This is a genomic window from Bacillus sp. PK6-013, from assembly GCF_054161445.1.
Map to the genome: position 1 here is coordinate 3817957 of NZ_CP096417.1, position 25906 is coordinate 3843862.

The 25906-nt window shown below is 47.4% G+C and carries 21 protein-coding genes; 9 read left to right on the top strand and 12 right to left on the bottom strand.

The window, feature by feature from the left end:
* Positions 1-116: 116 nt before the first annotated feature.
* Complete coding sequence (locus M1E03_RS19275) at positions 117-1556, top strand: ABC transporter permease (protein WP_458110564.1); 1440 nt, start codon at positions 117-119, stop codon at positions 1554-1556.
* 15 nt (positions 1557-1571) lie between these two features.
* A complete protein-coding gene (locus tag M1E03_RS19280; protein ID WP_026580540.1) occupies positions 1572-2255 on the top strand; it encodes an ABC transporter ATP-binding protein in 684 nt (227 codons plus the stop codon).
* Positions 2256-2284: 29 nt separating this feature from the next.
* On the opposite strand, the gene M1E03_RS19285 is transcribed toward M1E03_RS19280, so the two are convergent.
* The 4 genes from M1E03_RS19285 to M1E03_RS19300 are packed head-to-tail and all read right to left on the bottom strand — an operon-like array spanning position 2285 to position 7053.
* Positions 2285-3016 carry a MerR family transcriptional regulator gene (locus M1E03_RS19285; protein ID WP_039073202.1) on the bottom strand — a complete coding sequence of 244 codons (732 nt, stop codon included), beginning with the start codon at positions 3014-3016 and terminating at the stop codon, positions 2285-2287.
* 55 nt (positions 3017-3071) lie between these two features.
* Complete coding sequence (locus M1E03_RS19290; protein ID WP_458110565.1) at positions 3072-4178, bottom strand: GerAB/ArcD/ProY family transporter; 1107 nt, start codon at positions 4176-4178, stop codon at positions 3072-3074.
* A 24-nt stretch (positions 4179-4202) separates the two neighbouring features.
* The gene (locus M1E03_RS19295; protein ID WP_026580537.1) at positions 4203-5426 is read right to left on the bottom strand and encodes a Ger(x)C family spore germination protein; all 1224 of its coding nucleotides are present in this window, start codon (positions 5424-5426) and stop codon (positions 4203-4205) included.
* Positions 5410-7053 (bottom strand): spore germination protein, encoded by a 1644-nt coding sequence (locus tag M1E03_RS19300; protein WP_191456889.1) that lies wholly within the window; start codon positions 7051-7053, stop codon positions 5410-5412. The genes M1E03_RS19295 and M1E03_RS19300 overlap by 17 nt, the downstream gene beginning before the upstream one ends.
* Positions 7054-7177: 124 nt before the next feature.
* Between M1E03_RS19300 and M1E03_RS19305 the strand changes: the two genes are divergently transcribed.
* Positions 7178-7396, top strand: a complete 219-nt coding sequence (locus tag M1E03_RS19305) for a hypothetical protein (protein ID WP_026580535.1) — start codon at positions 7178-7180, stop codon at positions 7394-7396.
* A 23-nt stretch (positions 7397-7419) separates the two neighbouring features.
* Here the strand turns inward: M1E03_RS19305 and M1E03_RS19310 are convergent, their stop codons facing one another.
* Positions 7420-9156, bottom strand: a complete 1737-nt coding sequence (locus M1E03_RS19310; protein ID WP_458110813.1) for a right-handed parallel beta-helix repeat-containing protein — start codon at positions 9154-9156, stop codon at positions 7420-7422.
* Positions 9157-9446: 290 nt separating this feature from the next.
* Between M1E03_RS19310 and M1E03_RS19315 the strand changes: the two genes are divergently transcribed.
* The 4 genes from M1E03_RS19315 (at position 9447) to M1E03_RS19330 (ending at position 13041) form a co-directional block, all read left to right on the top strand.
* Positions 9447-10937, top strand: coding sequence for a peptide MFS transporter (locus tag M1E03_RS19315; RefSeq protein ID WP_020450157.1), 1491 nt, complete (start codon positions 9447-9449; stop codon positions 10935-10937).
* A 92-nt stretch (positions 10938-11029) separates the two neighbouring features.
* A complete protein-coding gene (locus M1E03_RS19320) occupies positions 11030-11488 on the top strand; it encodes a GyrI-like domain-containing protein (protein WP_458110566.1) in 459 nt (152 codons plus the stop codon).
* Positions 11489-11660: 172 nt separating this feature from the next.
* Positions 11661-12806: a phytase gene (locus M1E03_RS19325; RefSeq protein WP_128823407.1), complete on the top strand. Its 1146-nt coding sequence runs from the start codon at positions 11661-11663 to the stop codon at positions 12804-12806.
* 76 nt (positions 12807-12882) lie between these two features.
* Entirely contained in the window at positions 12883-13041 is a 159-nt protein-coding gene (locus M1E03_RS19330; protein ID WP_165389270.1) for a hypothetical protein, read from the top strand.
* Between the two features lie 6 nt (positions 13042-13047).
* On the opposite strand, the gene M1E03_RS19335 is transcribed toward M1E03_RS19330, so the two are convergent.
* Entirely contained in the window at positions 13048-15120 is a 2073-nt protein-coding gene (locus M1E03_RS19335) for a beta-galactosidase (protein ID WP_145645834.1), read from the bottom strand.
* A 272-nt stretch (positions 15121-15392) separates the two neighbouring features.
* Between M1E03_RS19335 and M1E03_RS19340 the strand changes: the two genes are divergently transcribed.
* Both M1E03_RS19340 and M1E03_RS19345 read left to right on the top strand, forming a co-directional pair.
* Positions 15393-16310, top strand: a complete 918-nt coding sequence (locus M1E03_RS19340; RefSeq protein ID WP_020450152.1) for a bifunctional helix-turn-helix transcriptional regulator/GNAT family N-acetyltransferase — start codon at positions 15393-15395, stop codon at positions 16308-16310.
* A gap of 15 nt (positions 16311-16325) precedes the next feature.
* Positions 16326-17594 carry an MFS transporter gene (locus tag M1E03_RS19345; RefSeq protein WP_105980704.1) on the top strand — a complete coding sequence of 423 codons (1269 nt, stop codon included), beginning with the start codon at positions 16326-16328 and terminating at the stop codon, positions 17592-17594.
* A gap of 47 nt (positions 17595-17641) precedes the next feature.
* On the opposite strand, the gene mmsB is transcribed toward M1E03_RS19345, so the two are convergent.
* The 6 genes from mmsB to M1E03_RS19375 form a co-directional block, all read right to left on the bottom strand.
* Positions 17642-18853, bottom strand: a complete 1212-nt coding sequence (mmsB, locus tag M1E03_RS19350; RefSeq protein ID WP_020450150.1) for a multiple monosaccharide ABC transporter permease — start codon at positions 18851-18853, stop codon at positions 17642-17644.
* Positions 18828-20396 carry a multiple monosaccharide ABC transporter ATP-binding protein gene (gene mmsA, locus M1E03_RS19355; protein WP_026580531.1) on the bottom strand — a complete coding sequence of 523 codons (1569 nt, stop codon included), beginning with the start codon at positions 20394-20396 and terminating at the stop codon, positions 18828-18830. Before mmsA ends, mmsB begins: the two co-directional genes overlap by 26 nt.
* Before the next feature lie 4 nt (positions 20397-20400).
* Complete coding sequence (gene chvE, locus M1E03_RS19360; protein WP_025809534.1) at positions 20401-21480, bottom strand: multiple monosaccharide ABC transporter substrate-binding protein; 1080 nt, start codon at positions 21478-21480, stop codon at positions 20401-20403.
* A 126-nt stretch (positions 21481-21606) separates the two neighbouring features.
* A complete protein-coding gene (locus tag M1E03_RS19365; RefSeq protein WP_020450147.1) occupies positions 21607-22809 on the bottom strand; it encodes a response regulator transcription factor in 1203 nt (400 codons plus the stop codon).
* Positions 22802-24565, bottom strand: a complete 1764-nt coding sequence (locus M1E03_RS19370) for a cache domain-containing sensor histidine kinase (RefSeq protein WP_318602623.1) — start codon at positions 24563-24565, stop codon at positions 22802-22804. The genes M1E03_RS19365 and M1E03_RS19370 overlap by 8 nt, the downstream gene beginning before the upstream one ends.
* Positions 24558-25547: a substrate-binding domain-containing protein gene (locus M1E03_RS19375; protein WP_079289543.1), complete on the bottom strand. Its 990-nt coding sequence runs from the start codon at positions 25545-25547 to the stop codon at positions 24558-24560. Before M1E03_RS19375 ends, M1E03_RS19370 begins: the two co-directional genes overlap by 8 nt.
* Between the last annotated feature and the right edge of the window lie 359 nt (positions 25548-25906).

Here is a 25906-nt window from a genome sequence, read left to right on the forward strand (position 1 = left end):
GTCATAATTTATTCATAAGTAGCGGCTAAGATGAAATCAAGCATAAGGCAAAAGTCCTGTTGCCGTTTGACTTCGCAGCCATAATAAATGAAATAGATACGGAGGAATCACGCGTTATGAATTTTTTCAAACGAGCCTTTTGGAGCATGAAAGCGAAAAAAGGAAAAACACTTTTACAATTGTTTGTTTTCACGATGATTTGCGTGCTCGTGCTGACAGGAATTACGATCCAGTCGGCGGCCGTGAAATCGAGCGAACTGGCAAGGGAGCAGCTTGGAGGCAGCGTCACGCTCAAAGTTGACAGGGAAAAAATGCTGAAAGAACAGCAGGAATCAGGAGAACGGAAAAGGTTTGAATCGACCCCCGTTTCTGTTAAATCAGCCGAGAAGCTTGCGGGCCTTGACCATGTCAAAAGCTATAACTACATCTCCTCTACGTCTGCCTTAGCGGACAATTTCGATCCGATCGAAAGCGGTGACGAGGATTCTTCGGCCTCAAACAGCGAGCAGCCGGCCGGACCGGGCGGCAATGAACAGGGCGGCCGGCAAATGATGCAGGCTGACGTATCAATCGAAGGTGTGACAAGCACAGCCCTTGTCGACGAATTTTCCAACGGGACGTCCAAGATCACGGAAGGCCGTGCTTTAACAAAGGATGATGTGAATAAAAAAGTCGCCGTGATTGAAGAAACGCTTGCCGAAGAAAACGCTCTGAAAGTCGGCGATACGATCAAAGTCAAAGCGAGCAGCGATGAAGCTACAACGATCAATTTGAAAATCGTCGGAATCTATCAAACGACTTCATCCGGAGACAATCAAGCGCAAAACTTTGCCTTTTTAAACCCTTATAACAAAATCTACACACCATATACGGCGGCATCGGCCTTAAAAGGCGACGATTATAAAAACGCGATTGATGAAGCGGTCTACAATATGGACGACGCCTCCAACATCGACACTTTCATTGCGGCTGCCAAGAAAACAGGCATTGATTTGGATACATTCACATTGGATGCCAATGATCAGTTGTACCAGCAGATGGTCGGCCCGATTGAAAATGTCGCGTCCTTCTCGAAAAATGTCGTCTATCTCGTCACGATCGCCGGAGCGGTGATCCTCGGACTGATCGTCATGATGTCAATCAGGGAGAGAAAATACGAAATGGGCGTTCTGATGGCGATCGGTGAAAAACGCTGGAAACTCATCGGACAGTTTTTGACCGAAATCTTAATGATCGCAGTGCTTGCCATCGGCATCTCAGCATTAACCGGCAGCTTGATTGCCGGGCAAATCGGGAACCAGCTCTTGAGCCAGCAAATCGAACAAACGTCAGCTGGCCAGTCTGCAGGCGGAATGATGGGCCTTGGCGGCGGAGGCTTCTTAGGACAAAGGACCGCCCAAGTCTCAGCCATTGATCAGCTTGACATTCAAGTATCCTTCGGGAACTTGATGGCACTCGGCGGCATCGGCCTTTTAATCGCGCTGTTCGCGACGCTCCTTCCGTCAATATCTGTTTTAAGGCTCCATCCGAAAACGATTTTAACAAAACAAGAATAGAAAGAAGTGAAGATCATGGGCACTATTTTAGAATTTCAGAATGTCGGCTATTGGTATAAAAATCAGGATCAGCCTCTTTTCGAAGAGATCAGCATTCAATTCAGCCAAGGGCTTTTGTATACGATTGTCGGGACTTCCGGCTCCGGCAAAACCACCTTTTTATCGCTGGCAGGCGGACTTGATGTACCAAAAGAGGGAGACATCCTGTATAAAGGAGAAAACATTTCAAAAATCGGGCTGACCAGCTTCCGCAATCAATATGTATCGATCGTCTTTCAGTCCTATAACCTGCTCCCGTATATGACGGCTCTCCAAAATATCACGTCGGCCATGGAAATTACCGGATCTCAGGTCAAAAACAAAGAACAATACGCTTTGGAGATGCTCGAAAAAGTCGGCATCGGCGAAAAGCAGGCCAGACAGAAAGTACTGACATTAAGCGGCGGGCAGCAGCAGCGTGTCTCCATCATCAGAGCGTTCTGCTGTGACACGGACTTAATCGTCGCCGATGAACCGACCGGCAACTTGGATGAAAATACATCAAAGGACATCGTCCGGCTCTTCCAAAACCTTGCCCACCAAGAAAACAAATGCGTCATCATGGTCACCCATGACGAACAGATCGCAAAGGTATCCGATGTCAACATCCGGCTTTCAAGAGGCGGCTTTACCGTCAAAAACCGCAGATCAGCAGGATAAGGGGAACGGCATGAGCCGTTCCCCTTCTTTTATGATGAAGCAAAAGCTTCTGCAGCCGCCGCCAAATAATACGAGAGGCCGGTTTGCTGATTTTCAAGCATCCCGCGATGAAAATCATCTTCGATAAAAAAGCGTGTCTGCGTCTGAAAATCGCCGGACGTGATCCCCAAAAACTTGAGGTGCCGTTTAATTGCGGTCTTTACTTGGTCATGGTCGTGTTTGACTCCATCTCTGAGCGCTTCGGCCATTCCATTCATAAAACGGGCCGCCTCTTCAGCTTTTTCATTCATTTCTTCCGCGATGACCGGTTCTCCTCTCAGCAAATCGACATCATACGCCTCCTTCAAATAGCGGTTCTGTTCAGCGAGTGCATCCTCCCATTCCCTGCTGCTTGAAAACCCTTTAAACATGCTTGATTGATCCATTGCTTCTCCTTTCCCGGCCTGCTGAATCGAGAGATCGATCGTAGAAATAAGCTGTTTTATCCTGTCCAAACGGGCAGTAAAAAGACGTTTCTGCTCAGATAAAATCGTCAGTCGATCAGCTTCGCCGTCCAGTATTTGCTTAATTTCCTTGAGCGGAAATTCGAGCTCCCGATAAAACAAGATATGCTGCAGCCGTTCCAGCTCTTTTACCCCGTAAAGGCGGTAGCCGGCATCCGTCACCTCCGCGGGGCATAAAAGGCCGATCTTATGGTAGTGGTATAGCGTTTTGATCGTGATATTCGCCAACCCGGCCACTTCTTTTACCGTATAGAGCATCAAACTTCACCTCGTCTGTCATGTTAAAGGGTGCCCTAAGGGCGGGGTCAATCCATTACACGGTCTTTTTTTTATTTTTTTTCATTTTCGCATAAGCGACCAGGCAAATAAAAGCAGGAAGGATCACCTGCATCGGCAAATGGACATATAAAGGAACAAACTCGATTCCTTCTTTTACATGCTCCGAAATATTGCTGGCAATGGAGACAGATAAAATCAAAATGATAATGCCGATGACATGAACGATTTTGGAGGGTTTTTTAAGCTTGAATAAGACGGTCACGCCTTCGGTTACGGCATACATGAAAATGCTCATCTTAAAAAAACCGCCAATCACCAACACGAGCATGAAAAATACATCAAGCCTGTCCAGAAATTCGGCGACTTGAATCGTCTGGATCGTACTCAGCAATGGGAAGCGCGACCTCATATTGAGGTCGACGCCAAGCACGCTGATGTTCAATGCCACATTAAAAGCCAGGATGATGCCGCTGATGGCGATTCCCAACAGCCCCGCTTTTTTTGCCTGTTTCTTTTCTTTTAAATACGGCAGGATCAATGTAAAGACGATAATTTCGCCAAACGGAAAATACAGCGTTTGCGTGAACACGGCATGGAACATCGGACCGGGTCCGTTTCCAAAAATGGGAAAAAGCTCTTTCGGTTTAATCAAGCCTGACGAAACAATTAAGATGAGGCCTATGACAGCGAGCCAAAACATGATGCCAAACAGCAGCTCGCCTGAACGGGCCAGGACCTCGATTCCTTTCCTCACGGTAAAAATACAAACTGCAATCAACAAACCATTCGCGAAGATAATCGGCGTGTTCGGATAAGCCGACGTCAGCAGCATTTCGCCAAAATCGCGCAAAACCCTTGCCGCAATATAACAATAATAAACAATGTAGATAAAAGACAGGCCCCAGCCAACCGGTTTTCCAAAAATACTCATCAGCGTTTCATAGGGAGAGGCGTCGGGATTCACCTGGTAGAAAAAGTGGTGCATCATAAACAAAGCCAGCCCTCCGACTGTTCCGAACAAGATCGCCATCCAGGCGTCCTGTTCGGCAGATTGTCCTGGAAAAATCAGCAGAGAGCTGCTGAGTTCAAACAGAACAATCAGCACGAACAACTGTGCAGCACTGATTTTTGCTTTCTCCATTTAAAGCCCTCCTCTCTCTTTCATTCAAGAACGCCCTTCGTGATGATTCAAAATGTTCGGGTTGTTCCTTAAACCTGTTCTCCGTACATATGCGTTAACCGTAATGTCGACATCTGTATCAGGAAAATACCGATTGCTCCATTCGCCCTCCATCTTTTCCCACACTTTTGGGTGGTTGCGATACACAACGTCACCGAATTGCAGAACATCCGTCTTGTTTCGCTTAACAACGTCAATGGTATTCTGCAATTCATTTTTCAGCTCCTTTGCCACCTTCCTTTCGATGTCGCTCAGCACTTTTGGATCATCCAGGTGAATCGGCACAGTGGTTTCGCCGATGTCCCCTTCCATGTCTACTTCAACCGAAATCGCCGGTTTGCCGTTTTTAAGATGTGATCTGATTTTTGTTTTTTGGCGGATGACATCAAATGTGACGGCGTCTTTTTCGTGATTCAATGTAGTTGTCAAATACGTTCTGCTGATTTTATTGCGCAGCCATAAAACGCCCCGCGCGGTTTTGCCTTCAAGCCAGTTGACGAGCTTGCCCTCTTTAATGACTGCCAGCCCGTCCGCTTCGACTATTGCCTCAGGAGATGTAGACTGCACGTTTTCCATCTTTTCACCCTTCTCCTTGTTTCCGGATACTTTAAAAGAAGTAATAATCGGGTGCTTTGCCTTCGATGTCAAGCACTTGATGACATCCTGCACGCTCGTCTTCATATGTTCTCCCAAATGCTCTTCAGTAAATTGCAGTGTTTTGTTTACTTTATTTGACGGGATCTTATCGATCGGCGTCAGCGTCCGGATGAATGTTTTCGCTTTTTGGCCGCGGGAAATAATAATCGTCGCCGTTGAACGAAAATCGGTGTCCCGGTCAAGAACATCAAGAATTTTAATCAAGCCTTCTTCCTTGGCGAGTTTTTCATCAACAACCACGAGGTTCGTGTGGGAGTAATAAATTTCCCTCGACATTTTCGCCGACGCGTGCCTGCTCATTTCCGTCAGATTATTGCCCGTCACAGAATAGCTTGAAACCGGCGGCCTGTCTCCTCCCTGTCCGCCTTGAAGGCCTCCTGTCACATTGATCGGATTGACGATCTGATAGCTCAATTCGTAATCTGTATTTTTACCTTTATCAATACCAATGGCAGTGATCAGCAGCAAATCTGTCAGTTCTCTTTTATCCCAGCATCCTTGAAGAAGAACAATGGCGGCCAGCAGGAGCACAATCTTAAGGCTTCGTTTCATTTGGATCACCATCTTCTTGTTTTGTCTTCATATCGCCTGATTCCGGCGGATTGGGTTTCTGGTATTCTCCTTGACGCACCTTATTGTCATTGCCGATCAGTTCAGGCCGCTTCTCATGTGTCCACCAAGGCAAACGAACGATGGAGTCGCCCCAGTTTTTCAGAATAAACGGCGCAAAAGGAGTCATATATGGAACACCGAACGAACGGAGGCTGCATAAATGGACAAACATGATGATCAGTCCAAGAATAATGCCGTAAAAACCCGTCGTCGCCGCGGCTAATATGAAGAAAAACCGAACCAGCCGGGCGGATATCGCCATGGCGAAGGAAGGTGTGGCAAAACTTGAAATCGCTGTGATCGCTACGACGATGACCATCGCCGGCGACACAATCCCCGCCTGAACAGCCGCCTGTCCAATGACGATGGCTCCCACAATCGAAACGGCAGAACCTATCGCTTTCGGAAGCCGGATGCCCGCCTCTCGCAAAATTTCAAACGAAATTTCCATGATCAGCGCTTCCACCACAGCCGGGAACGGCACGATTTCACGCTGCGCGGCAATTACGATCAAAAGCTCCGTCGGGATCATTTCCTGGTGAAACGTCGTCGCACCGACGTAGACGGCAGGTGCAATAAGCGAAATAAAAAAAATCAACACGCGTAAAAAGCGGATGAACGTCGCAATGTCAAAGCGTGAATAGTAATCCTCAACAGATTGAAAAAATTGAATAAAAACGGCAGGGACAAGCAGGACAAACGGTGTACCGTCAACAAAGATGGCGATTCTTCCTTCAAGCAGATTCCCTGCGACCATGTCCGGCCTTTCGGTATGATATATCGTTGGAAAGGTCGTAAACACAGCGTCTTCAATAAACTGTTCAATATACCCCGATTCAAGGATGCTGTCGATCTCAATGCCAGCCATCCTTTTTTTGACTTCTTTCACCGTTTTCGGGTCGCACACCCCGTTGATATACATGATCGCCACATCGGTTTTTGTGACGCTTCCCATCGTCATTTTTTCAACCCAAAGATTTGGGTTTTTAATGATTCGGCGCACCAAAGAAATATTCGTGTCGAGAGATTCGATAAATCCCTCACGTGAACCGCGGAATGCCTGCTGATTTTCAGGCTCCTTGATCGAACGCTTTTCCCCGCCTTTCGTGGTCGTAATAACCGCTGTTTCCGTTCCCTCGGCCAAAATGATCGTATCCCCTGCCATCAACGATTCAAGCATCTTGTCCAATCGCTTTTCTTTTTCGACACCGCCCAACGCAACGGCATCACCTGCAATCGTCTCAAGAACATCCTGTCCGTACTCCTTTTTCGCTAATTCTTCAGAGCTCATGATCGATTCCAGCAAAAAGTCATGGATGGCTTTCTCATCTGTAATGCCGCCGACATAAACGACGGCCAATTCGATTTTCTCGTCAGCGCCCGTTTTTAATTTGCGGATGACGACATCTGCGCTGTTTCCGGTTATTTCTTTAATCACGCTCAGGTTTTCGGCAAGCAAGGGACGCACAAACCCGGATACATTTACGGTTTCCGGGTTTTTATCTCCGCTCATAAGAGATTCTTGTTTGTTATCCTTTTGATGACGACCTTTAAAAAAGAATGGCATGGCTGTCAGAATCCCCTTTTCGTTTTTCATATTTTTCCTTGCAAAAGCACATTTATACTATTCCCGGGGGAATAGTGCTTTATGAAAAGAGAAAAAATAACGGGGAACGGAGAGTGGTGAAAAGTTGAAACTGATCGGAATCGGGCTTTTATTATTTGTTTCCTTAGAGACTTTTGCTGTCATGCTTGATGTATTTCAAGGCATGACCTTGCAAAGAGCCGTAATAAACTCCCTGACGTTTGCCATCTTAGAGGTAGGCGAGTGGATCATGATCCTTTTATTTTTGTTTATCATTTTTCTCGAAGCCTCGGCGAACTTCCGCAAGAAGAAAAAAAGGACATAAAAAGCTCCCTATCAAAAGGGAGCTTAAACTTCAATATTTCCATGAACCGTATCTGTCTCGTGGGAATGGATCATACCTTTTACAACCGTATTGCCGATGATCAGCGTTTGCCTGGACGTATTGGTTTGAATTGCCGTCACTCTTGCAGCGGTATTGCTGCGGAGCGTGTTGTCGAGGATCGCCGAGTTCGACGATTGGTCGAGATAAATGAGGATAGCCGGCAAGGTCGGCCTGCCGAGCGTGATCGTATTGCCAATAATCTCGTGGGTTCCGCGGGTGAGATACAGCGTGACAATCAGCGGTGAATCTTCGATGTCGTTTCCGATAATTTTTGTATGCTCATTTGTCGAGCAGTATATTGGAAAGTTTCTGAAGCGGGTGAAGGTGTTTTTCCGAATGACTGCAGAAGCCGTATTTGTGACGGATACGGCATATGACTCCGGCACCGTTTGAAAGCCGGCCGGCGAAATAAAGTTTCCTTCTATCACAGCATTACCTTGCGATATCCAGATGCCTCTGGAGAATTGCTTGATGACGTTATCCTTTATTTGGACGTCATTGCCTGTGCTCCTGACCGCAAGTACGACATTTGCGATCTGATTGCCGGAAAACGTTACATTGTCTGATTGCGTGATGCTGAGAGCGGTGCCGGACCTTTGCTCAGGCACGTCGTTTTCGATATTATTCCCTTCAATGAAGATTTGCGACGCTTGATAAGCAAGAATTCCGGCATTTACAAAATCACGGATTTGATTTCCCGTGGCAAAAACGCTTTTTCCGCGGATATCGATGCCTGTCGTAAAACCCGAAATCAAATTCCCCTTTATAACGGCATCGCTTCTTGCTTCCAAAGCCCCTACACCGAGGCCGTTAATTCCGATGCTCTGTCCGGTGGATTCGGGGTTTTTCTTGATGATATTGTTTGCAATCGTCGTACTCGTCCCGTATCCGTATGAAATGGTACCGTCTGCGATATTGCCTTCGATGATGACAGAAGTGCCGTTGAAATTGGAAATGGCATTGTTGACATTGCCCTTTAACACGTTGTTTCGGATGATGACATTAACGGGTTCTTCATAGACGATGTTTCCTTCACTGTAGCCTTCTATATCAATCCCAAAACGGGGAGCCGTGCCGTTGCCTGTCCCCGCATCTGCAATTTCGCATCCTTCAACAAGAACATTGTCGCACCCTGTGATCGACAAATTATTTCTTCTGGAGCGCCTGATTTCACAATTGGTTACCTTAATACGCTTTGACGGCTTATAGCCGTCTCCTCCGTTGCTGATAATGATTCCGTCTCCTGTAAAATCGGCTATTCTCACATGTTCAATAACGACATTTGACGCCCCTTCGATACAAATTCCGAATCCCCATTCATGGGTCGGTCTCGGCGCCGTTGTATATGTGTGTTCATCCCTTTCCCCAATGATGCTGCCTCCGGATATTTTCACATTGGATGTTCCGCCTATATAAAAAGCAGCGTATCCCCATGAGCTGTTCGGTTTTACCTTGATGACGGTCTCCGCGTCCATCAAAATTTCAATATTGCCCGGAACATTGATGCCGGCTCCGCGAAACGGAGCACGCGGGTCGCTGTTTTTCGTCCCGTCAATCAGGTACGTGCCGTTCGGTATCCATACCGTGTTGTATCCCATCGACTTTGTCCACGCCAAACATTCGTTGATCGCATTTGTGGAGTCTGTTTTGCCGTCGCCGACAGCACCGAACTTTGTCGCGTCAACCACTGTCATTCTCATTTCCTCAGGTTGCTGCTGCACGCTGTTTTCAGCCTCCTTTTGTAAAACGGTTTCCGATATATATATGCCAATCTAGTAAAATCCGCTTGTACATGAGATAGGTAAAATTTTATTAAAAAATCTTTTCATCTAAATTTTTTTCCAAAAGTTTTTACTATCCGCTTGTAAAGCGCTTCACAACTTGTTGCATTAGCGATCAAAAATTCAAATCGATTGAAGGTGTATTGACACGAACATTATATAAGAATATGATTTTTATAATAGACATAGAAAGAGAAGGAGTATTGCGAATGTCAAACCATCAAAAAGAAACTTTTCAAAACATTCCGCAAAAGGGGTTTTTTGGACATCCCCGCGGACTCTTCACTTTATTCTTCACTGAATTTTGGGAGCGTTTTTCATACTACGGTATGAGAGCCATCCTTATCTACTATTTGTATACAGAGGTGACAAAAGGCGGCCTCGGATTTGATCAAACCACAGCAAACTCGATTATGGCCGTATACGGTTCCCTCGTCTATATGTCCGGCATCATCGGAGGCTGGATAGCGGACAGGCTCCTCGGAACTGCAAACACCGTGTTTTACGGCGGCGTGCTCATTATGTTCGGACACATACTTTTGTCATTCCCGGGAAGCGTCCCCGCGTTTTTCATCAGCATGTTCTTGATCATCATTGGGACAGGCCTTTTAAAACCAAACGTATCAAGCGTTGTCGGCGAGTTATACAGCCCTGAAGACACCCGCCGCGATTCAGGTTTCAGCATCTTTTATATGGGGATCAACCTTGGCGGATTTCTTGCGCCGATTATCGTCGGCACAGTCGGCCAGACATACAACTACCATCTCGGCTTCAGCCTTGCTGCCATCGGCATGCTGTTTGGGCTGCTGACCTATTTGGCGACACGGAAGAAAAACCTCGGACCTGCCGGAAGAACGGTACCGAATCCGCTGACACCCGCTGAAAGAAAAATGGTGTTCGGACGGATTGGAATCGGTGTTTTGGTGATCGCTGCCATCTTTGGCTATTCCGTCTTTATGGGCTGGATGACAATTGAGCTGTTTACGATGATTGTCAGCTGTCTCGGTATTTTGATCCCGCTGATTTATTTCATCGTTATGTTTAAAAGCTCCAAAACGACGAGTGATGAACGTTCCCGTCTCACAGCTTACATTCCGCTGTTTGTCGCATCGATGATGTTTTGGGCGATTCAGGAACAAGGCGCCAATATTTTAGCCACCTATGCAGATAAACGCACTCATTTAGAATTTTTAGGTGTCCAATTGCACTCATCTTGGTTCCAGTCGCTGAATCCGTTGTTCATCGTTGTGCTTGCACCGGTTTTCGCATGGATTTGGATGAGGCTCGGCAACCGTCAGCCGTCAACGCCGACAAAATTTTCACTCGGCTTGATTTTAGCCGGACTTTCATTTGTCGTCATGATTTTCCCTGCTTATATCAACGGCACTGAATCACTTGCCAATCCAATGTGGCTTGTGCTCAGCTTCCTGATCGTCGTTCTAGGGGAATTGTGCTTGTCTCCAGTCGGGCTATCCGCAACGTCAAAGCTGGCTCCTGCGGCATTCTCAGCGCAGACGATGAGCCTGTGGTTCCTGTCAAACGCTTCTGCACAGGCTATCAATGCACAGATCGTCAGATTTTACAGCGCTGATACAGAGATCGCCTACTTCGGAGTCATCGGCGGTGTATCCATCCTGCTCGGAATCATTTTGATGTTGCTGTCACCGAAAATTCAGAAATTTATGAAGGGTGTCAATTAAAAAGCAACAGGCGATACTCCTTTTCTGAAGGATTTGCTTCTTGTCCGGCGAATAACTGAATAACCAATCGGTGCAGGATGGGAGGATAAAATTTGGAGATCAAAAAGACAGCAAAGCCCGGATTTGCCGGTGTTGGTTTTTCACAAACCGTTTCATTCGAAGAAGCCCGGGCGAAAAAGCTCCACGGCGTCATTCAGCAGCTGAAAGACCGGCGCGGAGAAATAGTCGGTGTTCAAGAAGACAGCGGCATGTGGGCCATATCGGATCATCACGGCGAAGGGGAATTCACTTTTTATATATTAATGGAGACGGAGAACCTCCCTGAAACCCTTCCGGAAGGAATGATCAGCTATCAGGCGCCCGCTCTGACATATGCTCAGACAAGGCATCCACAGCATGAGCGGCCTGAAGTGACTTATCAAAAAGTATATCAATGGATCAAAGATCAAGGTCTTCGTTTAAATTGTGACACTTTTACACAATTGGAATTTTACCCGATGGATGGGGATTTAAACGAACTTGCATTTGAAATATACATTCCGATTCATTGAGAGATAGCGATGTTAACCCCCGGAAAAAATTCCGGGGGTTTTCTTTGCGGTTTCGTACTCTAGAGTATCGGCGGTCTTTTTTAGCCATCACTTTTAACAAAAGTTTACATACCCTCAAATGATAATTTTCATTGGTTTGCTAGGATAAATGTTATCAAAAGGAGGTTAATATATGAACTTTTACAAAACGCTCGCTTTATCAACACTCGCAGCATCCTTATGGTCTCCCTCATGGAGCAGTCTCCCCCATAACGAAGCTGCGGCTCACAAAGAATTCACGGTGACTGCCGATGCAGAGACAGAGCCGGTGGATACCCCTGACGACGCGGCAGATGACCCGGCGATTTGGGTTCATCCGAAGCAGCCTGAAAAAAGCAGGCTCATCACCACAAACAAAAAGTCGGGCTTAATCGTCTATGATTTGAAGGGAAAACAGCTTGCGGCCTATCCGTTTGGCAAATTAAACAATGTCGACCTGCGCTACAATTTTCCGCTCGATGGCAAAAAAATTGATATTGCCGGGGCCTCAAACCGGTCAGACGGCAAAAACACGGTTGAAATTTACGCCTTTGACGGCGAAAAAAGCAAGCTGAAGAATATCGTCAATCCTCAAAAACCTATTCAAACCGATATCCAGGAGGTATATGGCTTCAGCCTGTATCACAGCCAGAAAACCGGCAAGTTCTACGCCATGGTGACCGGAAAGAACGGAGAATTCGAGCAATATGAACTGTTTGACAACGGAAAAGGACAAGTCGAGGGCAAAAAGGTCCGCTCATTCAAAATGAGCTCTCAAACAGAAGGGCTTGCGGCAGATGATGAATACGGCAAAATGTACATCGCCGAAGAAGACGTTGCGATTTGGTCTTTCAGCGCCGAGCCGGACGGCGGAGATAAAGGAAAAATCGTCGATCGTGCCGACGGACCGCATCTAACCGCTGATATTGAAGGGCTGACGATTTACTACGGAGAAGACGGAGAAGGGTATTTGATCGCGTCCAGTCAGGGCGATAACCGCTATGCCATCTATGACCGGCGCGGGAAAAACGACTACGTCACTGCTTTTTCAATTGAGGACGGCAAAGAAATCGACGGGACAAGCGATACCGATGGAATCGACGTCATCGGCTTCGGCCTCGGCAAAACATATCCATACGGCATCTTTGTCGCCCAAGACGGCGAAAATACGGAAAATGGACAACCGGCCAATCAGAACTTCAAAATTGTCTCCTGGGAAAAAATCGCCGACGCGCTGGACGACAAACCTGATATCGATGATCAGGTCGATCCTCGAAAACTGAAAAACCGAGCCAAATAAGGACGGATCCGCGGGTATTTCCCGCGGATTTTTCACATCCCTTCATGTTAAGATAACAATTAATGGAGGGATGGTATTGCGTCTAAATCTTTATGCTGTAGTGTTTATCATGTTGGCGGTTTTATCAAATGTGGTGCTTCTCTGCGTTTTCGATCAAGGTGTGTTGGCGTATACTTCAGCTGTCATCTTCCTGCTCGCTGCTGCATTTTGCACGAAGCGTCGGCCTGAAGAATGAGGATTCCTAGGCTTTGCGGCTTCTCCGCAAAATGCTCGTTCCGTATGGAACCAGTTTGAGAGCGCCTTTTTTCCGGGTTCCTTTTAAGACGTCCGTATATGTTTCTTCCGGAAGCGAGACCGTGCGGTTTTCCGCTGTAAAATTCATCACGAAAATATAATCGTGGCGGCCGTCTGTGCGGAGCTGGGCGGTGACGCCTTTCGGAAGCTCTGTATCGAGCACTTTGGCAATCCCGCACTCTTCAATGAGCCTCGATATAAACGCCTCTTGGAACGCCGCCTCATTCCTTGAAGCGATATAGTAGGCCTTCCCGTCTCCGAAAAAATTGACCGTCAGCGCGGGCCGGCCCGCGTAAAAATCTTCCCCGTACAGAGCGAGCGCTTCGGCTCCTTCTAAATGAATCAGGTCGCAAAGCTCGCTGGTTTCATAGCTCCCGCTTAACCCGAGCCGGTTATCTGCATCCATCACAATCGTATTTTTCTGTCCGTCATGAAGCGCATCGATCTCCTCAGACCAAATGCCGAGCGTTTTTCTTAAGCCTCCAGGAAACCCTCCCAAGAACACAAGATCATTCTCATTGACAATGCCCGACCAATAAGTGGCGACAAATGTACCCCCGTTTTGAACGAACTGTTCAATCCTTTCGGCGGTGCCTTCTTTCAGCATGTAGAGCATCGGGGCGACCAAAAGCTTATAGCGGGAGAAATCGGCCTCCATATGAATCACATCAACCGGTACACCTTCACGCCAAAACGGTTCATAAAACGATTTGGCTGTCCGTTCATAATGCATGCCGATATTGCGCGGACCTTGGGCGTCTTCCAAGGCCCAGCGATTCTCCCAGTCAAATATAATCGCGGCCTCGGGTTCGACTGTCGTTCCTGCGACATCCTCAAGTTTTTCGAGCTTTTCCCCAAGTTTTTTTACTTCCTGGAAAACGCGCGTATGCTCTGATCCCGCATGATCAACGACTGCCCCGTGAAACTTTTCGCTTGAGCCGCGGCTTTTCCGCCATTGAAAATACTGAACAGTGTCCGATCCGTGAGCGACTGCCTGTAATGATGACAATTCGTGCATACCGGGGCGCTTCAGCTTGCTGACGTCCTGCCAGTTCGTCATGCTCGGCGTACTTTCCATCAGCATGAACGGCCGGCCGCCTTTAAGAGACCGATTGATATCATGAACAAAAGCAATATCGGCTCCAAGCCGGCTGTCTTCCTGCCGGCTGTTGTGCCATGCCGGATAAGAATCCCACGAGATGACATCAAGCAAGTCGGCGAACTTCCAATAATTCAATCCCGCGTATGTTCCCATAAAATTCGTCGTCACGGGCAGGTCGGGGTTAAAAGAACGGACATGGGCAATTTCATGCCGGCAAAAATCAACCGTCTGATCCGTGACAAAACGCTTCCAGTCCAAATTCAAACCGTGAACAGCATCCTCGCCGTGCGGAGCCGGCGACTCGATCTCGTCCCAATCTGTATAGGTGTGGCTCCAAAACGATGTCCACCATGCATGGTTAAGGCGGTCCAGCGTTTTATATTTCGCGAGCAGCCACTCTCTGAACTTATCTTGGCAAAGTTCACAATGACACTCTCCGCCGTATTCATTGGAGATATGCCAGCCGATGACAGCCGGGTGATGCGCATAGCGCTCCGCAAGCCTTCCGTTTATAATCGCCGTTTTCCTGCGGTAGACAGGCGACGTATAGCAATGATTGTGCCGCTTTCCGTGAAGGTTTCTGATCCGGTTGCGCTCCGTTCTCAGCACCTCGGGATACTTTTTGGACATCCAAGCCGGTCTGGCACCGCTCGGTGTAGCCAAGAACGCATAAATTCCGTTTTCCTTGAAAGTATCAAGAACCTGATCGAGCCAATCAAATGTAAACCTTCCTTCTTCAGGCTCGAGCGAAACCCATGAGAAAATGCCGACAGACATCACATTGCAGCGGGACAGCTTCATCAGGCGGATATCTTCTTTTAAAACGTCCGGATATTTAAGCCATTGATCAGGGTTGTAATCGGCTCCATGCAATAGTCGGGGAACTTTCCGGCTGATCGGGGGATACGGTTTGACCATCGTAAAGTTTCATCCTCTCTTCCTCGTTTTCATATGACGCGGAGACAGACATTAAACGCTTACAAAAACAGGTTGTTAGATTATATACTCTGTTTTCTTCCCTCTTTCCTGCCTGGTGGATGAATTTTCCTGTACGATTGAATTTATCTTTCTTTATTTGTAAAATATAATCTATCATTAACATTTTTAACTTTATTTCCATACACTTGACTAAATCAACTATTTTATTATAATTGATTAAAGCAACGATTTATAGAAAGAGAGGTTTTGAGATGACAGAAATCAATCATTCTATCACATTAAAATTCAGAAAGTTCAATCGATTCTACACAAATGTGCTCGGTTTTCTGAATGAACATATTTATGACAGCCCTTTTTCATTGACGGAAACCCGGATATTATTCGAAATTCACAATACGGCCGATTGTACAGCCAAGCTGATTCAAGATACGCTCGGCCTGGACCGGGGCTATGTCAGCCGGATCCTGAAACGGTTCGAAAAGGAAAATATGGTCTATAAAAAGAGAAGCGAGGAGGACAGCCGCAACCACTATATCTATTTAACAAGCTTCGGCGAATCCATTTATAAGAAGCTGGAGGCAAAAGCCAATCAGCAAATCGAATACATGCTGAAGCATATCGACGGCCCTCATCAGGAAAAGCTGACGGAGGCGATGAATACAATTGAATCCATATTGTCGGAACACCTGCCGCCCGAAAAATCGGACGTTTCCATAAGAGATTACTATATATCGGACGATATCAAACTAATGATCGAAAAACAACGTGCGTTTTATGCGGAGACACACGGCTGGGACGATTCATTTTTGGATTACCTTCACGAAACATTTGATGCCGATATTGAAAACATCTGGATCGCAGAGAGCGCCGGAAGGTTTGCGGGATGCGTCGGGCTCGTCAAACATCCCGGCAAAACCGTACAGCTCAGATGGTTTCTGGTCGATGCCGCTTTTCGGCATCAGGGAGTCGGCACGCGCCTTTTGAAGCATCTCATCGATTATTGTAAAGACAATCAATTTGAGCGGATTTTTCTATGGACGGTAAGTACGATGGCTGAAGCGCGGCCTTTGTATGAAAAATTCGGATTCAGACTGACGGAAGTGAAAGACGAGACTTTATTATGGGGACAGCGGCTCCGGGAAGAACGCTGGGATGCCGAGTTAGGCTGACGAAATGGAGGATCTATGAAACGGAAAATACACTACGCCTGGATTATCGTTTTTGTGACGTTTTTGACGCTTTTGGCCGTCCAAGGAGTGCGCCTTTCTTTCGGGGCCTTTATTCAGCCTTGGGAAGAGGAATTTTCAATGGACAGGGGCACGATTTCGCTTATTTCCATGCTGAGCTTCATTGTCTACGGCGTATCCCAGCCGGTAATCGGCAGGCTTGTCGACCGGTTCGGACCGCGGATCATTTTATCTCTCAGCACGCTTCTGGTCGGCTTGAGCATCTTTTTTACATATCTCGTGACTTCTCCGTGGCAACTGTTTATTTTGTACGGCATCATCGTTTCTCTCGGCGTCGGCGGTGCGTCGAATGTCGCATCGACCGTGATCGTGACCAACTGGTTCAATGAGAAGCGGGGGCTTGCATTCGGCATTATGGAAGCGGGATTCGGCGCGGGGCAGATGCTGCTTGTCCCTGGATCGCTCATGTTGATCCACTGGTTTAACTGGCAAGTGACCGTCATCGTTCTCGGATTGTTTTTAGCTGTTATCGTATTTCCGATCGTCATCTTGTTATTGCGGAATCATCCTTCGGAAAAAAATGTACAGCCGATCGGCGGCACTCAGGGCGGCGAGACAAAAGAAGAGCCGGACGCCCAGCCTAAAAAGATTCCATACAAAGCCGTTTTTCTCAAAAGAACGTTTTGGTTCCTCGTCTTGCCGTTTTTCATTTGCGGATTTACAACGACGGGGTTAATGGATACCCATCTTATCCCTTTTTCGCATGACCACGGGTTTTCGACCGAAGTAACAAGCGCCGCTGTCAGCCTGCTGGCCGGGTTTAACATCATCGGAATTTTGATTTCCGGCGTCGTCGCTGACCGCTGGAGCAGCCGAAAAATTTTGTGCTTTTTATATGCCGTAAGGGCGCTGTCGCTTGTCATTTTGTTGTCGAGCCACAACTCGGTCCTCCTGCTTTGCTTCGCGGTTTTGTTCGGTTTGGTCGACTTTGCGACCGTCGCCCCGACGCAAATGCTCGCAACCCAGTATTTCAGGCAGTACTCCGTCGGGTTCATTCTCGGCTGGCTGTTCCTCAGCCACCAGCTCGGTTCGGCGCTCGGCGCTTATTTGCCGGGCGTCTGGTACAGCCAAACAGGCAACTATAACCTGTCTTTCTACCTTTCAATCGTTATTTTGGCGGCAGCAAGCATTTTGAATATCCTGCTGCCGGAACCTAAAAAAATAAACCCCACACTGAATCAGGAAGGACGTTCAGTCCAGCAATAATGAAAAAACCTGTTTTTGATGTTCAAAAACAGGTTTTTCTTTATCAATTAAGAAGTTTTATTCTTATTGTAAATATCAAATGCAACGGCAATCAGAAGGACGAGGCCTTTAATTGCTTGCTGCCAGTCGATGCCCAGACCGAGCAGCGACATGCCGTTGTTCATGACCCCCATGACAAGGCCGCCGATGATGGCCCCGCCGATCGTGCCGATTCCGCCGTAAGCTGAAGCACCGCCGATGAAGCAGGCCGCAATGGCGTCAAGTTCAAACAGGTTTCCTGCTTTCGGAGTGGCCGCGTTTAAACGGGCGGCAAAAATCAATCCGGAAAGAGCAGCTAAGACGCCCATATTGACGAAAACCATAAAGGTAAGCCGTTTTGTTTTGATTCCTGAAAGCTCGGCTGCTTTTTCATTGCCGCCGATTGCGTAGATTCTCCGCCCGATGACGGTTTTTTTCATAACGAATGTATACCCGGCGATTAAGATGAACAATGTGATCAAAATGAGAGGTATGCCTTCGTACGTCGCGAGAATGTAGGTAAAAAGGTTGATAATGGCGATGATAAAAAACACCTTAACTGCAAACAGACCTTTTCCCTGCAAGTCAAATTGGAATTTCTTCTGCATGTTTCTCTGCTGAAGCTGATACACGAGATAAAGAATCGACACTCCCGCTCCGGCGACAATCGTCGTCATATGGAGCGCGCCTCCGTTCAGCCAGTCCGGGATAAAGCCGGACGCCATTTTTTGAAAGGACACGGGAAATGGAGCGATCGATTTCCCCTCAAGCACGATCATCGTGAGTCCTCTGAACAATAGCATTCCCGCCAGCGTCACGATGAAGGCCGGAATCTTGACATAAGCGATCCAAAATCCCTGCCAGGCGCCGATTGCCGCTCCCAGAAGCAACGACAGAACGACCGCCGCAAACAGCGGCATATCGTTTTCGATGATCATCATTGCGGAGACGGCGCCGACAAAAGCGGCGACTGAACCGACTGATAAATCAATGTGTCCCGTAATGATGACGAGCATCATCCCGATGGCTAAAATGAGAATGTAGCTGTTTTGCAAAATCAAGTTCGTAATGTTCAGCGGCCTCAGCAAAATTCCGTCTGTCAGTATTTGAAACAGTAGCATAATAAACACGAGCGCAATGACCATGCTGTATTTCCGGATGTTCTGCTTATACATGTCGCGAAACAGCTGAAAGTAACCGGGCTGAGCGCGGTCTTTATCCGTTTGCACCGGTGTCTGCATACGCCTCTCCCCCTCTCTTCATGCGGATGGTCATATATTTCATCAGCTTCTCCTGATCAGCTTCTTCTTTGGAAAATTCAGCGGTGATTTCCCCTTCACACATCGTATAGATTCTGTCGCACATTCCCAGCAGCTCGGGAAGCTCCGAAGAAATCATAATAACCGCTTTACCTGCTTCGGCAAGCTGATTGATGACGCCATAGATTTCGTATTTGGCGCCGACATCGATGCCGCGCGTCGGTTCATCCAAAATTAAAATGTCAGGCTCCGCAAAAATCCACTTGCTCAGCATGACCTTCTGCTGGTTGCCTCCGCTTAAATTTCCGGTCCGCTGGCCGATGTCGGGCGTCTTGATGTTCAATTTCCTGCGAAAATCCTCCGCTTCATGTTTTTCGCGGCGCTCGTCCATCACCAATCGGCTCGACACCTTCTCCAGTTTGGACAGCGTAATGTTTTCTTTAATGCTGTCATCCAGAATCAGACCGTTTCCTTTCCGGTCCTCCGTCACATAGACGATGCCGTTTTTAATGGCTTCTTCAGGGTGGCGGATGTAAAGCTCCCGCCCGTCTTTTTCGATTGTGCCGGAGATGTTTTTTCCGTATGATCTTCCAAAGATGCTCATCGCCAGCTCCGTCCTTCCGGAGCCCATCAAGCCGGCAATTCCTGCGATCTCGCCTCTTTTGACGGAAAGGGCCGCCGTGTTTACCACTTTGCGGTCCTGTTGAAGAGGATGATGAACTGTCCAATCCTTCACTTCAAAGATGACGTCCCCGATCTTGGCGCTTCTGGCAGGATAGCGGTTTTGCAGCTCCCTGCCGACCATGCCTCTGATGATCCGGTTTTCGGTCAATTGCCCGCTTTGCACATCAAGCGTTTCGATCGTCTGTCCGTCTCGGAGCACGGTAATCGAATCTGCGACGTTCGTAACCTCATTTAATTTATGGGAAATCATAATTGAAGAGATCCCCTGTTTTTTCAGTTCGAGTAAGAGCCGCAGCAGATTCTCGCTGTCCGCTTCATTTAAAGCCGCAGTCGGTTCATCCAAAATCAAGAGCTGCACCTTTTTTGCCAGCGCTTTGGCGATTTCAACAAGCTGCTGCTTTCCGACGCCGATTTGGGAAACAAGCATATCCGGAGATTCATGAAGCCCGACTTTTTTCATTAACTCGAGCGTTTCCAGCTTCGTTTTTCGCCAATTGATGACGCCGCGGCTCGCCTGTTCATTGCCCAAAAAAAGATTTTCCGCAATGGAAAGCTGGGGGACGAGCGCCAGCTCCTGGTGGATGATGACGATCCCCGCTTCCTCGCTTTGCTTAATATTTTTGAATTGGCATACTTTCCCTTTATACAAAATGTCGCCCGTATACGTACCGTACGGATATACACCGCTCAGCACCTTCATCAAAGTCGACTTGCCCGCCCCGTTTTCACCGCAGAGGGCATGGATTTCGCCCGCTTTAACGCGGAGGTGGACATTGTCGAGCGCTTTGACGCCGGGAAACTCCTTCGTGATGCCTCTCATCTCCAAAATGCAATCAGACATCGGATCACTTCCCTAATTCCGATTCTTTATAGTAACCGCCGTCAACGAGCACTTTTTTATAGTTCTCTTTATCGACGACGACCGGCTCAAGCAGGTAGGACGGAACGACCTTCTCTCCGTTGTCATACGTCTTTGTGTCATTGACTTCCGCTTTTTCGCCTTTTAAGACGGATGTCGCCATCTCAACGGCTTTTTTCGCCAGCTCTCTCGTATCTTTGAAAATGGTTGAGGTCTGCTCCCCTTTAATGATCGAGTTCACGGAAGCAAGCTCCGCATCCTGTCCCGTAATAACCGGCAGCGGCTTCTTGTCCGATCCGTAGCCCGCACCTTTTAAGGATGAAATGATTCCGATGCTGATCCCGTCATACGGTGAAAGCACCGCATCAAGCTTCGCCTTTGTATAATGCGCGCTCAGCAAATTGTCCATCCGGGATTGTGCGGTTGCGCCGTCCCACCTGAGCGTCGCACCTTGCTCAAATGAAGTCTGGCCGCTCAATACCTTTAATTTGCCCGAATCGATATAAGGCTTCAAAACAGACATGGCGCCGTCAAAAAAGAAATGCGCGTTGTTGTCGTCGGGCGATCCTGCGAACAATTCGATGTTGAACGGCCCTTTTTTGTCTTTTAAGCCAAGCTTTTCTTCAATATATTTCCCTTGGAGTTCTCCGACTTTATGATTGTCAAATGTCGCATAATAGTCGACATGTTTGCTGTTCATAAGCAGCCGGTCATAGGAAATGACTTTAATATCCTGCTTATTTGCTTTTTCAAGGACGTCGGTCAGCGCTTCCCCGTCAATCGAAGCAATGACGAGGACATTGACGCCTTTTGTAATCATATTCTCGATTTGTGAGACTTGGTTTTCAACGACATCTTCCGCATACTGCAGATCCGTTTTATACCCGAGTTTTTCAAACTCTTTCACCATATATTTCCCGTCATACACCCAGCGTTCCGATGACTTTGTCGGCATTGAGATTCCGACGTAGCCTTTGTCTCCCCCTCCGCTCGCCTGATTCCCCGAACAGGCGGAAACAATAAGACAGAAAAGCATTGCAGTGATCAACAGCCAGCATTTTTTCATGCTTGGTATCCCCCTTTTGATTTCTCCCATCATGAATCATGCCAACTGTACCATGTCTTTCGAAGGTCCGTCTTTTGAATTAATTAACTATTTTTATAAAAATCAGACTTTTTTAAAGCGCTTACATTACAATTTTCTCCCTGTTCGTTCAATTCCCGACATGCGTCGGTACTGATTGGGGGATACTCCCATCGTTTTTTTAAATACCGTGCTGAAATAGTGCTGTGTATCATACCCCGTTTGTTCGGCAATATCGTGAATCGAAAGAGGGGTTGTCTCTAACAGGTGAACCGCTTGATCTATGCGCATCTCGGTCAAAAGCTGAACAAATGTCATGCCGAGCTCCTTCTTCATGATCCTGCTCAAATAGACGGACGAAACTTGAAGCGCATCTGCCGTCTGTTTTAAAGAAAACTCCCTTTCAGTGAAATGCTTTTGCATATATTCTTTGGCCCTCGTGACAACCGGCGAGATATTAAATGCTTTCGAGACTTGCTGTCTGCAATGCTGATAGCATTGCGCAGCTGAGCGGCCGTTTTCAGCAAGCTTCGCGAAGCAGACAGCGGCGCTTACCTGCATTTCAGCTTCGATCATCTCTGCAAGCGCCTGCTGTTCAGCTTCTGTAACAGAGCGCCACAGGCAGGCGACGATCAGGCGGTCTCCGTCGAAAAAAACAGCCTTATCCCGTTCAGCGACAAAGAAGCGTTCTACTTTTTCTTTCAGACTGTCAGCTTCAAACGGCTTGTTCCATACATGCCCGGCCGCGATGACACCGAGCGTCTCAGGATCGCGGGCCGGCAGACGGAGGCATTCGAGCTGCCGGTAAACGCCTTCTTCCACTGCCCGGCCTTCGATCCAGCTTCTGAAAACATGCTCTTTCAGAAGGCCGAGGTTTTGTTGAATATGCTGCTCGGCAAGCTTTTGCTCGCTGAGCTTCTTTTTTTCAGCTGCCAGCGACAAGCTGATCTTTTCGAGCACTTGTTCCAGATGAGCGGGATCGACCGGCTTTAACAAATAATCATCGACATTCAGCCGGATTGCTTCTTGCGCGTATGCAAACTGATCGTAGCCCGTCACGATGACAAAGCGGCACTGCGGCAGGGCGCCGCGGAGCTTTTTCATCAGCGTGATTCCGTTGACGATCGGCATATTCAAGTCGACAATCAATAAGTCGATGCCGTGTTTGAGAGCGAGCTCAAATGCCTCCTCGCCATTCTCCGCTTCAGCCGACACCGACATTTGATAGCGCTCCCAAGAGACGGCATCCCGTATTCCTTCCCGAATCCACGGTTCATCATCGGCAATCAGTACGCGCCAACATTCACTCAAGGCTTGTTCCCCCTTTTGTTAAGATTGGGAGCCGTATTGTGACGGCGGTTCCGGCTCCTTTTCGGCTTTGAACCGTTAAACCGTACGGCTCGCCAAATGTAAGGGCGATCCGTTCATGGACGTTGATCATGCCGTAGCCCGCTGTATCATCCCTGTGTTTGAATTGATCGGTTATTTGCTTTATCGTCTCTTCATCCATTCCGGCTCCGTCATCCTCGATTTTGATAATCAGCGAGCCGTCTTCCTCCATGCCTTTGATCGTAATATGACCCGGCCCCTTTTTTTCTTTAATTCCGTGATAAATCGCATTTTCGACAATCGGCTGAAGCACGAGCTTTAATATCAGGCGGTCGTCACAAAGTCCGGTCATTTCGATTGAGTAGTTTAATTTTTCGCGGTATCGCGCTTTTTGGATTTTTAAATAGTTTTCAACATGTGCAAATTCATCAGACAGCGGAATGATATCTTTCCCTTTGCTCAAGGAGATGCGGAACAGCTTGGATAAAGCCTGCACGAGACCGCTGACCTCTACCGCTCCTTTCTTCCTCGCCATCCAATTGATTGTATCCAGCGTGTTGTAGAGAAAATGAGGGTTGATCTGCGCCTGCAGCGCCCTTAATTCGGCTTCTCTTTTTTGGCGCTCTTGTCTTTCGGTGACCGACATCAGCTCCCTGATTCTCATCATCAGGCGATTGAAGCTTTTTCCCAAAAGCCCGATTTCATCTTCCCTTTCCTCCTGATAAAATGTTGAAAAATTCCCGCTTTCCGCCGTTTTCATGACAGCATTCAGCTTCAAAATCGGCCGCGACATGGAATGGGACAAATAATAGGAAGCAGACATTCCGAGAAACGCCGCCGTCAGTAAAAACAAAAGCACATACAAGTGGATTTCCTTCACTTCGAATACGGGTTCACCCGCTTTAAAAACGCCGACCGTTGTCCAGTTCGTAAAGGAAGACGTCTCATAAATGAATTGATATTCCTCTCCCTTGATCCGCTTCGAAAAATATCCGGACCGGTCTTGACTGAACCACTTTTTCGGCAGAAACAGCTTTGAGGTCTCCGGTGCATAAATATTGCCGCCATTTTCATCCATGATCATCAAATAACCCGTTTTCCCCAAGCGGATATTTTTTGTCGCTTCTGCGAGGACGCGCAGCTTCAAATCGATGAGCACAACACCTTTCACACGCTGTGTCTCAGGATCGATAACAGCTCTAACGGCAGAAACGACCTCGTCTTCTCTGTAGTGCACATGGCTTCTAATATTCCGATTGACAGGCTTTCCAATCATCTTGAAAATCCCTTCATTAGCTACAGCCGCCAGATACCACGGTTCTTTTGTCAAATCTGTCGGCGTCCGTTCATACATCTCATTGCTGATCATCTCACCCTTATCATTGACGACGAGAATGCCCGCGGCTTCGGAATATAAAGAAGTCAGGCCCTGCAAAAACGTCCTTCTCTTATAATCCGCCTCTCCATCCTCCTTTTCATGATTAAAAAATGCTTCCATTTCTTCATTCATTGATATTAAATATGTCAGGTTTTGCATGTGGCTGACATATACTTCAGCCGTCTTGTTCACTTCGCCGATCAGCTGCAGTGTTTGGTCGATCACCTGTTTTTCAATAATATTTTCAACGGCCCATCCCGATAAAATACCGAGGCCGATCGTCGGCAGCATGCTGATTAACAAGAGAAGGCTGATCAGCTTATGACGGATCGGCGCATTGTTGATCAAACGTTTAATCATTCGCATAATAGGCTGCCACATTTTCTTTCGTTATGATCGTAATGCCTGTATCGATCGCTGCCGGAAGCGGGCGTTCATGCTTCAAATGGTGATTTGAGAAAAACAGCATGTGCAGCGACCAATAGCCCATTTGCCATGTGTCCTGACCCATTGTCGCGGAAATCGATCCGCTTTTGATGCCGTCCAGCGTTTTCTTGTCTTTATCAAAGCCGATAATACATACTTCCCTTTCAAGTCCCGCCGCCTTCACAGCCCGGGCCACACCGTTCGCTCCATTGGCTTCTGTCGTGAAAATCCCTTTAATGGATGGATTTTTTTCCAGAATCTTCGCTGCTTCTTTTTTCGACGTCAGCTCATCCCCTTTTCCGTCCAAAACCGCGGCGACCTTCATGTTCGGGTATTTTTGCTTGATCGTTTGTTCAAAGCCCTTCGTCCTTTCCTGGTGATTGTACTGCCGCGGCTGGGTAATGATTGCGGTTTCTCCCTTTCCATCTAAAAACTCGGCCATTCGCCTTGCGGCCTCAGCACCCGCTTTCATATTATTTGTGCCGACATATGCAGAGGCTTTGCTGAGCGGGGCGTCTGAATCGAATAAAACGAGCGGAATACCCTGCTCATGCGCCTTGTCAATGACAGGGTTTAAAGCTTTGGGATCTATTGCCGAAAGTGCGATCCCCGCCGGCTTTTTTGCAATGACCTGCTCGAGGACGGTCGTCTGCTCATGGACATCATAATGGGCCGCCCCCCGATACTCGACAGAGACGTTGAAAAGCTGCGCGGCATCCTCAAAGCCTTTCAGGCCGCTCTTCCAATATTCGATTCCCGATTGAAACGTGACCATCACATATTTTTCGGACAGACTTCCGGCCGCCGGCCTTTTGCTTGCTTCTGTAGATCCGGTTTTATCGCCCCGGGAGTAGTCGTAGACATACAGAAAAAACAAACAAAGCATCACGGCATAAACAACTAACAGCTTCTTCATCTTCATCCCCCTGTTGGTCAGAGGACAAGACAGCGTTTACAATCTATCATGAAGTATATATTTGGCCGCATATTTTTCTTAGAATCCAGCTGAGGCATCCTGACAGAAATTTCGCCCGTCCCCTTTTTCATCACAAACAGACAATTTCCCCCCTTGTTTATATGAAATATCTAATCTATTTGACATTTTGCCCGAAAAACCTTGTTTAGTGTTCGACAAGATCGCCTCTTTCTTAAAATTACCTTAAAGTTTGTGAAACAAAAAATAAATATCACAAAAAACACAGCCCTAAGAACCACGACTTTTGTCCTTGAAAGAAAATGGAGAAATGTGCAAAATCGCAGTCATAATAAGGAATC